Source organism: Serratia sp. AR11 (assembly GCF_056376275.1).
In genome coordinates this window covers 3087439-3099998 of sequence record NZ_CM150739.1, presented here as the reverse complement: position 1 = coordinate 3099998, position 12560 = coordinate 3087439, and the positions used below count along the sequence as shown (strand labels likewise).

The 12560-nt window shown below is 53.8% G+C and carries 11 protein-coding genes; 4 read left to right on the top strand and 7 right to left on the bottom strand.

Annotated elements, in window-relative coordinates:
• Positions 1 to 51: 51 nt before the first annotated feature.
• The 5 genes from ACSOSI_RS14590 to ACSOSI_RS14570 form a co-directional block, all read right to left on the bottom strand.
• Positions 52 to 1770, bottom strand: a complete 1719-nt coding sequence (locus ACSOSI_RS14590; RefSeq protein WP_476705670.1) for an ABC transporter permease subunit — start codon at positions 1768 to 1770, stop codon at positions 52 to 54.
• On the bottom strand, positions 1770 to 3278 hold the full coding sequence (locus tag ACSOSI_RS14585) for an ABC transporter substrate-binding protein (RefSeq protein ID WP_476705669.1): 1509 nt from the start codon (positions 3276 to 3278) through the stop codon (positions 1770 to 1772). The genes ACSOSI_RS14590 and ACSOSI_RS14585 overlap by 1 nt, the downstream gene beginning before the upstream one ends.
• 18 nt (positions 3279 to 3296) lie before the next feature.
• Positions 3297 to 4079, bottom strand: a complete 783-nt coding sequence (locus tag ACSOSI_RS14580) for an ABC transporter ATP-binding protein (RefSeq protein WP_261408867.1) — start codon at positions 4077 to 4079, stop codon at positions 3297 to 3299.
• 13 nt (positions 4080 to 4092) lie between these two features.
• Positions 4093 to 4902: an ATP-binding cassette domain-containing protein gene (locus ACSOSI_RS14575; protein WP_476705668.1), complete on the bottom strand. Its 810-nt coding sequence runs from the start codon at positions 4900 to 4902 to the stop codon at positions 4093 to 4095.
• A 315-nt stretch (positions 4903 to 5217) separates the two neighbouring features.
• Complete coding sequence (locus tag ACSOSI_RS14570; RefSeq protein ID WP_017893072.1) at positions 5218 to 5700, bottom strand: hypothetical protein; 483 nt, start codon at positions 5698 to 5700, stop codon at positions 5218 to 5220.
• Positions 5701 to 5871: 171 nt separating this feature from the next.
• On the opposite strand from ACSOSI_RS14570, the gene ACSOSI_RS14565 reads away from it, so the two are divergent.
• Both ACSOSI_RS14565 and ACSOSI_RS14560 read left to right on the top strand, forming a co-directional pair.
• Positions 5872 to 6165, top strand: a complete 294-nt coding sequence (locus ACSOSI_RS14565) for a hypothetical protein (protein WP_476705667.1) — start codon at positions 5872 to 5874, stop codon at positions 6163 to 6165.
• Positions 6166 to 6478: 313 nt separating this feature from the next.
• Positions 6479 to 8596, top strand: a complete 2118-nt coding sequence (locus tag ACSOSI_RS14560; protein ID WP_476705666.1) for a TonB-dependent siderophore receptor — start codon at positions 6479 to 6481, stop codon at positions 8594 to 8596.
• Positions 8597 to 8648: 52 nt separating this feature from the next.
• Here the strand turns inward: ACSOSI_RS14560 and ACSOSI_RS14555 are convergent, their stop codons facing one another.
• Positions 8649 to 8825, bottom strand: coding sequence for a GhoT/OrtT family toxin (locus ACSOSI_RS14555; RefSeq protein WP_012145459.1), 177 nt, complete (start codon positions 8823 to 8825; stop codon positions 8649 to 8651).
• A gap of 222 nt (positions 8826 to 9047) precedes the next feature.
• Between ACSOSI_RS14555 and ACSOSI_RS14550 the strand changes: the two genes are divergently transcribed.
• Complete coding sequence (locus tag ACSOSI_RS14550) at positions 9048 to 9206, top strand: YqaE/Pmp3 family membrane protein (protein ID WP_006322621.1); 159 nt, start codon at positions 9048 to 9050, stop codon at positions 9204 to 9206.
• A 528-nt stretch (positions 9207 to 9734) separates the two neighbouring features.
• Positions 9735 to 10424: an alpha/beta hydrolase gene (locus ACSOSI_RS14545; RefSeq protein WP_261137088.1), complete on the top strand. Its 690-nt coding sequence runs from the start codon at positions 9735 to 9737 to the stop codon at positions 10422 to 10424.
• An 809-nt stretch (positions 10425 to 11233) separates the two neighbouring features.
• Here the strand turns inward: ACSOSI_RS14545 and ACSOSI_RS14540 are convergent.
• Positions 11234 to 12502, bottom strand: a complete 1269-nt coding sequence (locus ACSOSI_RS14540) for a YeaH/YhbH family protein (RefSeq protein ID WP_112364545.1) — start codon at positions 12500 to 12502, stop codon at positions 11234 to 11236.
• Positions 12503 to 12560 lie beyond the last annotated feature (58 nt).

The following is a 12560-nucleotide window of genomic DNA, read 5'->3' as shown; positions in this document are numbered from 1 at the left end:
GCCGGTTGAGGTACCGCATAATATTACTACAAACCGGGCCAGGATGCGCCGTCAGCCCCGACGGTTGCCGGCGGTATTGGCCAGCGTTACTGCGAGCACCGCCAGTAATATCAGAGCGATCGCCGGTGCCAGGACTCCCCACGGCGCCCGTTCGATATAAGGCATGCCTTCCGCCAGCACCAGCCCCCATTCTGCGCTGGGTGGCTGCGGACCCAGGCCAAGGAAACCCAGGGCGGCCAGCGCCAGCGCAATCCCCGGCAGGCGCAGCATGGCATGGCGCAGCAGTGGCCCCCATAAGGCAGGCAGCAGGTAATGCGTCAAGGTGCGCAGTCGACCAATCCCCAACACCGGCAGCATGCGGATATAGGGCTGAGTGCGGGCTTCCATCAGCAGCGAAGCGCAATGAGCGGCCAGCGGAGCCCAACTGACCAACATCACCGCGCAGGCGGCGCCGTAGGCTGAAGGGCCGCTAATGGCGACCACTAACAGGCCTGCGATAATCGGCGGTGTGGCGTTGGCCAGCTCAATCATTCCGCACATCAGACGTGGCATCAGCCCGAACATTATCCCGAGGAACAGCGAAGCGAAGCTGACCGCCAGTGCCAGCAGGCTGGTATTCAGCGCACCGTAAGCGACGCGCGCCAGGATGTCCCGACCGGTGGCATCCGCGCCGAAGGGCAGATCGAGGCTGGGCGGATGGAGGCGAATATGCAGAGACGAAAGTGGATCGCGTATGATCCCGCTCAGCACCAACAAGCACAACAACAGCGCGGCAAAGGTGGCGAAAACGTAACTGCCTTTGCCGCTGTGCGGTGGCGGCATCGAATTGGCCAGGCTTGGCGCTACCCGACCCAGCAACAGATAATGCGTGCTCTGTGCCAAAAAACCGGTGCTGAAGGCGATCAGCAACAAGATCAGAATGCCGCACTGCAGCGTTGGCAGATCTTGTGCGATGGCGGCACCTAATGTCGCTCTGCCCAGACCGGGAATGGCGAAGACTTTCTCGACGGCGATGGCGCCGCCGGTAAGCCCAACCAGCACCAAACCGATTTGCGGTAACAAGGCGGGTAGCGTGCGGCGCAACACCGCCAGCAGACAATGCCACCGGGAGATACCGGCCAGGCTCCAGGTGATTAACCAGCGTTCGGATAAGGTCGCGGCCAGACCGTCACTGAACAACAGGCCCAGCAGGCCGCCGGCAGGTAAACCCAATGCCAGCGCCGGCAGCACCACATGGCGCAAACTTTGCCAGCCGTAGGGGGGAAACCAGTTTAGCCAGACGGCGCCGAGGATCAGTAACAGCGCGGCCAGTAGAAACTCGGGCAGGGCGGTCAGCGCCACCGCCAACACGCCTGCAGAACGGCGGTACTCGCCATGCAGGCCGCGCCAAAGGGTTGGCAGTGCCAGCAACCCTGCGACTAACAGCGCTATCGCCAGCGCGTAGCCCATTAACGTAAGAGAAACCCCGGTAGCCTGTAACAGCCCCTCCAGTACCGGGCGACCGGAGATCCAGGAGTGACCGGCGTCGCCATGCAATACCCCATTAAGCCAGCGGCCAAGCAGCATCAGCGGCCCGTCGTCCAGAGCAAAGCGTTGGCGAATGGCATTCAGGGCTTCGGGCGTCGCTTCCTGTTCGGCCGAGCGAGCTCGCAGCAGGCTAATTGCCGGGTCGCGACCGGATAGCCAGGGCATCAGACCGATCAGGGATATCATTGCCAACAGGGCAAACAGGCGTGAGGCCAGTGGCAATAGCCATTGCGCCAGTCGCATCAGGGCTGTCCGCTGACGATCATGCTGCGCGGTGTCACCAGTTGGCGTTCTCGCGGATCGCGCTCTGCATTCTTCATGCCCACGGCTTCCCCCTGGATCACTCGTTCATGCAGCAGCGGGATCGCGGCATTAGTGGCCAGTATGCGGTTTTCCGCCGCCATGATCGCCTGACGTCGCTGTGCTCCGGCCGCAATAGCGGCAGCCTGAGTTATAGCCGCATCCACCTGCGGGTCGCACAGTTGGGCGATATTGAACGAGCCCTGACAGGCGAAATCGCTGAACATATAAGCCAGCGGATCGCCGGAGTCCAACACCGTGGCTCGCGACAGAATAAATGCGTCGAATTTGCCTGCCAGCGCATCGGCCTCAATATGCGCATATTCCCGCACTTCCTGTTTCACCACAAAGCCTGCTGCGCCAAGCTGTTGCGCCAGATAAACGGCGACTTCCGGTAGCTCGGCGCGATCGCTGAAGGTGGCCAGGGTGATGGTTTTATTCGTTACCGTCTTGGTGGGCAGCAAGGGTTGCGGCTGTCTCAATGGGGCGGCCCAGGGCAGTGCCGGGCCAAGCAGCCCGCTGGCGACATCGGCACGGCCTTCGTAGACATTGTCCACCAGGGGTTGACGCTCAATAGCCGCGGCGGCGGCGGCACGCACCTGCGGATCGCTAAAGACACCTACTCGGGTGTTTAGATACAGAGTGTTGGTGCGCGGCATCGGCACTTCATGGATGCGTTCTGCCGCAATCAGTGGCAACTGTGATACCGGCACGGCTTCAACCAGATCGGCACTGCCGGTGCGCAGAGCTGCGGCTCGGGCGGAACCGTCCGGTACAAAACTGACGTCGATACCCGGCGCTGCGGCTTTTTGGCCCCAATAACCTTCAAAACGCTTTAGTCGCGCGCTGCTGGTCCCGTTGATTTCCGTCAGCACAAAAGCGCCGGTCCCGGCCAGCAATGGGTTAACCACGCCGTTGGCACCGTAAGCCCGTTCGGCAAGGATCGCCAACTGTGGGCTGGACAGCCGTTGCGGAAGTAAAGGGTCGGGGACCGCGGTGGAAATAATCACGGCGTGATCGCCTTCAATGCTGACTGATAATTCAATGCCGTCGAGGATACGCGGTTTGGGGGCGGCGTTGATTGCCGCCGAAAGTGAGCGTACGACGCTCTGTGCTGTCATCACACTGCCGTCGTGGAAACTGACCCCCTGCCGCAACACAAAGCGCCAGCGGTGTTGATCTATCTGCTGCCATTCGGTGGCCAATGCCGGTTCGGCATCACCATTGGCGTTCAGCAGCACCAGCGTTTCGGTATTGCTCCAGCGCGAAAGTTTAAACGCATCATCGCTGAGCGGCGTGAGCCCGGAACGAGGCGGTTGCAACATGGCCAGCCGGATGCGTCGTTCTTCGCCGGCATCGGCTTTCGGTTCGGCAGGGTCAAAACAGCCGCCAAGCAGCAAGCTGCCGGCGAGCAGGCAGCCGGTGGGGCCAATAAAGCGTGGGTTCAACATGAAAAAGTCCTCAGAATGTCAGGGCTGATAAAGGGCGGGTAACGAGGGAATGGCGGCCAGCAGATCGCAGGTGGCGGCATGTCGCGGGCTGCGCAGCAGTTCATCGGTTGGACGATCTTCCACGATGACGCCGCAGGCCATCACCAGCGTTCGTTGGCATAGGGCGGCGACCAGTGAAATATCATGGGAGACAAGCAGCATGCCCATATTTTGTTGACGAGTAATCTTGTCCAGCAGGCCGATGATCTGCTGACGCAGTGGCAGATCCAGACCGCTGACCGGTTCATCGGCGATTAAAAAACGGGGCTGTAGCGCGATAGCACGCGCCAGCGCCACCCGTTGTGCCTGCCCACCGGAGAGCTGGCCGGGGCGGGCGTGTATCAGGTGATCATCCAATTCGACCTGCCGCAAGGCCCGCTCAGCGGCAATGCTCAAATCCTGCCTGGGTGCCAGCTGACGCAGAGGTTCAATAATCAACTCGGCCACCGTGTGGCGCGGGTTAAGTGAGGCATGGGCATCCTGAGGGACGTATTGCACCAAACGTCGATACCAGCGCAATGGGTTCACAGCGGTTGGGCGGACGGCATTACCCTGGCAGAGGATATGGCCGGCATCCGCGGTTTCCAATGCCAGCAACAGCCTGAGTAGCGTCGATTTCCCTGCGCCGGAGCAGCCTACCAGCCCGACGCGTTCCTCCGGATACAGATTCAGGTCGGTGGGTTTCAGTCCGTCAGATTGCGATGAATATCGGAGGCAAACTTGCTGCAGGCTGATAAAGGGCAGCGTTCCGCTGATTGACATGCCATTCATTCCGTTAACCTGCCAGACTCAACGGCGATGTCCGCTTGAAGGTTGGGCGCTGCGCTGTGGCAACCAATTGCCGGGTATAGGGGTGAGCAGGGTGATGCAGCAATTGTGCGAACGATCCCTGCTCGACTATTTTGCCATCTACCATCACGATGGCGCGCTGACACAGGTTGGCGGCAACGGTGAGATCGTGGGTAATAAACAGCAATGCCGGTGCGTGAGGACGTTCGGTGTAAGCTTTCAGGATCTCGAGCAGTTGATGTTGGCTGACCATGTCCAACGCAGTGGTAGGCTCATCGGCGATTAGCAGGCTTTTCTCACCCACCAATGCCAGCGCCGCGCAGACTCGCTGGCATTGTCCGCCAGACAGTTGGCCAGGATAGCGTGACATGATGATCTCCGGTGGCAAGCCTAATACTGCCAGTAACTCGATGGCGCAACGCTGTGCCCGTTGTTTTTTCATGTTGTTCTGCCCCTGTAGTGCCAGGATTAGCTGCTGGCCCACGCGGGTCAGGGGATTGAGACTGGTAAAGGGATCCTGAAAGATGGCTGCCAGTGCGGGATGTTTGCGCTGTTGCAAATGCCGGCCAGCGAGTTCTTGCCCTTGCAGCCGAATGGAACCATTGACTGTCGCGCCAGTCGGCAGAGTCCCCAAAATGGCGGCGGCAGTGAGTGATTTACCTGAACCCGATGCACCCAACAGACACAGACGTTCGCCGGCATACAGCGTAAAATTCAAATCGTGAATTTTGACGTCTCCATCAAGCGACAGCGTCAGGTGTTCTACGGTGAGTAACGGCGAGGGTTGGTTATCCATGGCACATTTTTTTTGTGATTTTTGTTATGTGATAACATAACATTTGTGTGCCGGAAATAACCAGCGGATTTACGAAATACTTTGAAATAGTCTAAAACGGGGTAAGCAAGGTATGATGCTGAGGGTTTTGTTGTCAGGTTGGTCTTATCGGTGAGAACGCTTATTTTTGTTTTGTGTATGGCAGGTTATCTGCTGGTATTGAGTTACCTTGGTGTTTTCGTCACGGATAAAATATGTGAGAAATCCAATAACTACACCAAGGTGTGCCGTCTGGTCGATATTTCAGAGCCGCATATCCCAAAGTAAATTCGGCTGTCAGCTCAAATAGTCAGCGGTGATCAACGGCGTCAACAGCCCTGCTAATGCCGCCAGCGTTGCCCACTGCCGCCACCCAAGTCGTGCCAACCAATCCTGGCGCAGTGGCGGTGTCGCAAGCTGACCCACCGCAACCGTGCCGGTCAGCAGCAGCGTCAGAAAAATGAAAACCAACCCACGGCTCCATGCATTGAACTCGATGTGCAGCACATTGGCGTAGTACAGCCGCATCAGAATGTAATAGGCCAGCATCACCCAGGCGAAATGGGTGCGTTTTTTCAGCACCTGGTAAAGTAAAAATGCGATGAAAATACTGTGGCACACGGAGATCAGCGGCGCTTCAATCGGGCGCCTGACGCAGCCGTTATAGACCGCCAGATAGATATTAAAGACCAACTGGGCATAGAGGGTATAGATATACCAGCCATAGATGATTTTGAGCTTTTTGGGGGTGGGTGGGGTTGGGCAATAATCCGATATCATTGGAGCCTCCTGAGCTGACTAGCGTTATACCACCTAAAAACTAAATGAAAATTAAACGCCAAACAGGCTTTATTTTACCCCCGATCTGGAACTAAGCCGCATTCGCCAGGTCTGTTAAATGCTGCGACACGCAAGGTGTTTTTATGTGGTTTATGATGGTAACTCATTGATATGAAAGATTATAAAAGCGATAACTCCGCCGTGTATCTGCTGATTATCACCCTGGGACTTTATTTTTTCCTGCCACCAGCGCTGGTCGCTTTCTTCTTTGATTGGTTAAACCTCAACCCCTTCGTCATTATTCGCTTCTGGCATTTTAATCCGTTTTCCGCCGACCGCGGGATCCCCCTCTATCAAACCTTTATATACATATTAAGTTTATGGGTTATAGCGAATATTCTGCTGGCGCTTATTTTGCTGGTGGCTCGGCGTCTCTATTTTTGGTTCGTCAAAGGAACTCGTTGAGCACTGGCACCAGATAGATCATATTGATTCGAGTTTGTATGCCAGCCAAATGCTGGCATTTTTTTATTGTTGATTTTCAATCTACTTTTCCACAATCAGCCCAAGGTTTTTTGCCGACGGCAGGTTAGTTCGCCTGCTGATAAAAAGTATCCTCATGCTTGTAATTCCTTATCGATAAAGATAATAATTATCATTAATATTTCCTTTTCTTTACATACAGCACACCGATAGATCTTTTGCACTCTTGTCAGCCAGCGCTGCTGATGGGGGCGGGTCGGGGGTGACTTAATGATACTTACCGGGGATTACAAATATGCAGATGATTTTTCCTGTCAAACGGTCGCGTGTTTTGTGTGCATTCGCGATGTTCCTGCCGTTGACTTCGTTGGCTGAAGACACCCTGGTGGTTAGCGCCAGGCCCGCTGATACTGCCGAGTCGGTAACTCAGGGCTACCAGGCGACCACCAGTCAGGGGGCGACTAAAACCGACCAGCCGCTGATCCTGACAGCGCAATCTGTTTCCGTGGTGACACGCCAACAAATGAGCGATCAGAATACCCAAACGGTTAACGATGCACTGAAATATACCCCGGGCGTTTTCACTAACTTCGCCGGCGGCGCGACACGCTATGACACCATTGCATTACGCGGTTTCCACGGCGGCGATGTCAATAACACCTTCCTCGACGGCCTGCGCCTGTTAAGTGACGGCGGCACCTATAATGCCTTGCAGGTTGATCCCTGGTTCCTGGAGCGTATCGACGTTATCAAGGGGCCTTCTTCAGTGATGTATGGGCAAAGCATTCCGGGCGGGCTGGTGGCCTTGACCACCAAGCGCCCGCAGTTTGCCACGCAGGGGCAGGTTAATCTTTCGGCGGGTAATAACAGCACCCAGGGCGCGGCTTTCGATGTGACCGGTCCTTTGTCGGAGCAGTGGGCTTACCGGTTGACCGGAATGACGCGCAGCAGCGATACCATGTATGACCATCAGCGTGAAGAACGCTATGCAATTTCGCCGTCATTGCTGTGGCAACCAGATGAAAATACCTCACTGTTACTGAAAGCTTACCTGCAAAAGGATCCGTCCGGCGGTTATCACAGTGCAGTACCGGCAGATGGCAGTCTCTATTCCAGCGCGGGTGACAAACTGGGGCGCGGATTTTTTGATGGCGAGAGTAGTCGTAACGTCTTCAAACGTTGGGAGCAGATTTACAGCTACGCTTTCTCGCACAGCTTTAATGACGTTTGGTCATTCCGACAGAATGCCAGCTATACCCATTCTAACGTTGAACTGCAGCAGGTTTATCAGATTGGCTGGGATCAGGATCACCAGTTGCTGAACCGCTATTACAGCGGCTCGGCAACCTCACTGGATGCATTCGCCGTCGACAACCAACTGGAGGCTGACTTTGCTACCGGGCCGCTGGATCACAAAGTGATGCTGGGCCTGGATTACCAGCGTTTTCGTAATAACCTGTGGGATGAATCTGCCGGCGCCTCTCAATTGAACCCTTATACCGGTGTGTCGGGGCGCGCGGGACTGACCAATCTGACGCATACCGATTCCCGACGCCACTATGAACAGACGGGCGTTTATCTGCAGGATGAAATCAGCCTGCAGAACTGGTATCTGAATCTGTCTGGCCGTTTTGACCGTATAGAGGCAAAAAATACGGTGCTCAACACCGGCACCAGCGATGAACGTCGTGACGACAACTTTAGCGGCCGTGCCTCGTTGCTGTATCGCTTTGACAGCGGTTTCTCACCGTACGCCAGTTACAGCACGGCGGTGACGCCGGAAGCGCTGGCCGATCAAAACGGCCATATGCTGAAGCCGAGCACCAGCGAGCAGTACGAGGTGGGCCTAAAATATCAACCGCCGGGCAGTTCATCAATCTACAGCATGGCCCTGTATGACCTGACGCAGAATGACGTCGCCAACCGGGTGGTGCAGCAAAGTTATTATCTGCCTGCCGGGAAAGTACATTCTCAGGGGATTGAACTGGAGGCTCGCAGCAAGTTAACCGAACATCTCGATCTGATAGCGGGCTACACCTACAACAAGGTGAAGTTTAAAGATGCGATTGACGGCAACAATGGCAATACGCCGTATCTGGCACCGGAGCAAATGGCTTCGCTGTGGGGCAAATATGCCACTGCCTACGGCGTGGATCTGGGGGCTGGGGTGCGTTATATCGGCAAACAGTGGGCGGATAACGAAAATACGCTACGTATTCCTTCCGTGACGCTGGTGGATGCTTCGGTGCGGATGAATCTGGATCGCGTTAATCCATCGTTGAAAGGGGCATATGTGCAGTTAAACGTGAATAACCTGACTGACCGAAAATATGTCGCGGCCTGTTATGGCACCGGTTATTGCTATTGGGGGGCAGAACGCTCCGTACTGGCGACGGTAGGGTACGATTTTTAAGGGAAGGCTCATGACTGCCCCGTCGCTCTTTGGCGGGGCGGTATCTCAAGCGTTAGAACAAGGAGAACATCAACACTACCGGCAGGCTCAATGGCCAGGTTAGGCCAATGGTTAACGCACTGATAAAACGAATCTTAATGGTATCTCGGCTGACCAGATAGGTAAAAATCATAGAAACTAACAGGCCAATTAAATAAAAGTATTGTGTTGCTACCCACAGCGACGACATGAAACCAATCCCAGTTGTATTTTTAAGCCTTAAATTTTAAGACCTCAATCCCACATAATCAATGCTTATTAATTCTTTCTTTTTTTAACGAAATATACCCACAGAATTTGTAGATATATACCAATTTAACGGTTTTATTAGACTGCAGGGAGAGAGCGTAATTTGAAAATGTTAAGGATATGTAATATATTGGTGTCTTATAAAGCAAAATGAGGCGTTATTATGAGCTTTTGGAGAATTGTATTTACCATCATCTTGCCCCCTTTGGGTGTACTGCTGGATAAAGGGATCGGCGGGGCGTTTATCCTCAACATTATTCTGACCTTGCTTGGCTACTTCCCTGGTCTGATCCACGCATTCTGGATCCAGACCAAACAGTAATGGTCTTGCGGGCATATCGCCCAGGGAAGCGGTCTGTTCAGCGTAACGCTATCAACCCTGGTATGGGCACATGCCGGGGTTTTTATCTTTGAAGAGGCTAATGAATATTGAGGCCGTAGACAAACAACCATGAAAAAAGCATCGCCAGCAGGCCTGCGATACAAAGAATGGAGATCATTTCCTTCACTGAATAATTCCCTTTTGGTTTCGTTGAAATTACTTCCCATTGTTTTTTCATGAGATTTTAGATCGTAATGGGTAAAAATCCTAGTTTTAATGTCGTGATGTGACCGAACCGTGGACTTATGCTGACGGAAATCTGGCAGATCACCCGAGCTGAATGGAACGCCAGAAGGGATATAACCAAGGGTTAACTATTCGTAGCTATTGCTGAAAGCGGCGGCAGTGAACTATATACAACAGGGCATATAAGGCGTTTTGGCTTGGTGCAGATGGCGCTGGAAGCATGGCGATGTTGATTATCGGGTCTGGCGTAACGCCTCCACGTGGTTAAAGAAGGAATTTGTAATGAATGCAAAACCTACAGTAGTCCTGGTCCATGGATTTTGGGGCGGTGCAGCCCACTGGAGTAAAGTCATTACCGAATTGTCGCATAAAGGATATCACTCGATTCATGCCGTAGAGATGCCGCTGACATCGCTGGCCGATGATGCAGAGCGCACGCGCAAGATGGTGGCACAGCAAGAAGGCCCGGTGTTATTGGTCGGGCACTCTTATGGTGGCGCGGTAATCAGCGAAATGGGCAATTTGCCTAATGTGGTCGGGCTGGTGTTTATCGCTGCCTTTGCACCAGATGCAGGGGAAAGCCCTGGCGGCATCACTCAGCAACATCCTCCAATTGCGGCGGCGAACCTGGCACCGGACAGTGATGGCTATTTATGGATTAAAGCCGATAAATTTCACGAAAGCTTCTGTCAGGATCTTTCCGCCGATGCAGCACTGGTGATGGCGGTGACCCAGAAGGCACCGCTGGCCAGCACCTTCGGTAACGTGATCACCGAACCGGCCTGGAAACACAAACCTTCCTGGTATCAAATTTCCAGCAATGACCGAATGATTGCACCAGAAAATCAACAGCATATGTCCGCGCGGTTGAAGGCTAAAAAAGTGATTACGCTGAATGCCAGCCACGCCTCGCTCGCTTCACATCCGCAGGAAATCGCCGCTTTGATCGACGATGCCGCTAACGCCCCGTAAACCTACATCGCTCAGGCCCTGCGACTGCGGGGCTTTTTTATGACGGTCGGTTACTCGCGGACGTCTACCAGACCTCAAAATCTCTTCTGGCTATCCTGTTGATCTACAAAGCTCGACGCCAAAAAAATCCCGCACAGCGGCGGGATTAAGGGATGATAGCGACAAACTGGATGTTGTTCTGATTCTGCGGTGTTGTGTGTTTCCAGAACACGACAGTAGCGCACCTGAATTTCGACGACAAGACGAAAAACGGCAATAGCGCAGGTATCAGAATATCCTCATAAGAAACTGAAATTGTTTGCTAAATGGGTAACTCAATGGAAGGGGCATAGCCTGATAGCGATTATAGAACCACTTCCTTGTGGAGAGGCGTCCTAGCGTCGTTTCCGCTTGGTGTTGAAAGTAGTTCCCCTTCTTTGCCGCAAATACATGACAAAGGAAAATACGACAACTGCGATCAAAACGACGATGATTGCAACGGGAAGGTATTCCATAGCACTCACCTGAGATGGCAATTCGGCATCCCATTAAATAGGACTTTTCCTAATTCAAGCAATAAGCATTGCGTCAGGGAAGCGTAATTAGGAATTACCTTAGCTATTGTCCCCTGGATCTGTGCAGGAGAAAAAACCATTAAACGAACAGTGACTTACAGTTTTATCTGAGAGGCAGGGAAGGCGGGCAGTTGATTTGATCGACCGGGGCGTTAGGTAAACCTGAATTAAAACTTTCCAGTGGCAGTTTTCATTATTTTTGCAAAAGAAAACGGCCGATAAGTCTGATTAACCGGCCGTTGGTAAAGATGTTAATTATGCGGTCTGCTTGTGGAAAAGCTCGCGGAACACCGGATAGATATCGTCCGGTTCGCGAATATGCTGCATGGCAAAGTTTTCGAATTTCGCCTGCAGGTCTTCATACTCACGCCACAGTGTTTGATGGGCACGGCGGGTGATTTCAATGTAGCTATAGTAACGCACCATCGGCAGCAGTTTCTTCGCCAGCAGTTCGTGACACAGCGGTGAATCATCGGCCCAGTTATCGCCATCCGATGCCTGTGCGGCGTAGATGTTCCATTGCGCCGGGTCGTAACGTTCTTCAACCACTTCATTCATCAGTTTCAGCGCGCTGGAAACTATGGTGCCGCCAGTCTCCTGCGAGTAGAAGAACTCCTGTTCATCCACTTCCTTCGCCTGGGTATGGTGACGGATGTACACCACGTCGACGTTTTTATAGGTTCTGCTCAGGAACAGATAGAGCAGAATATAGAAACGTTTGGCCATGTCTTTGGTGGCCTGGTCCATCGAGCCGGAAACGTCCATCAGGCAGAACATCACCGCCTGGCTGGAGGGTTCGGGCCGCCGTTCATAGTTCTTGTAACGTAAATCGAAGGTGTCGATAAAGGGCACGCTTTCGATTTTTTTGCGCAACTCGGCAATTTCCTTCCGCAGCCGTTCCTCTTCCAGCAGTTGCACCGGTTCGGTGTTTTCCATCTGGGTGAGTTCGTCTTCCAACTCATGTAAGGCGCGCCGTTTACCGGCGGTCATGGCGGTTCGTCGCGCCAATGAGTTTTGCAGCGAACGTACTACGCTGATGTTAGCCGGCACGCCGTTGGCGGTGTAACCGGCCCTATGGGTTTTGTACTCGGTGAGCTGCTTGTACTGATTCTTTTTCAGGTTTGGCAGCGCCAGATCCTCAAACAGCAGATCGAGATATTCGTCCTTGGAGATCTGGAAGACGAATTCGTCCTCGCCTTCGCCATCCTGGCTGGCGTTACCCTGGCCGCTGCCACCGCCGCCGCCACCCTGTGGGCGCTCAACGCGGTCATTCTGGACAAAGTGGTCATTACCGGGATGAACGCGGTGGCGTGTGCCACCGCGACCCTGATGAAACATCGGCTCGTTGATATCGCCAGTGGGGATCGAGACGGACTCCCCGCTGTCTACGTCGGTGACCGAACGCTTGTTGATGGCTTCGGCAATCGACTGTTTGATTTGCGACTTGTAACGACGCAAGAAGCGTTGGCGGTTCACCATGCTCTTGTTTTTACCGTTCAGCCGTCGGTCAATAAAATAAGCCATACTTCCCCCAAACGACGTTGCCAACTTTCTACGCCATCTCCATGACGCTAATTCTCAT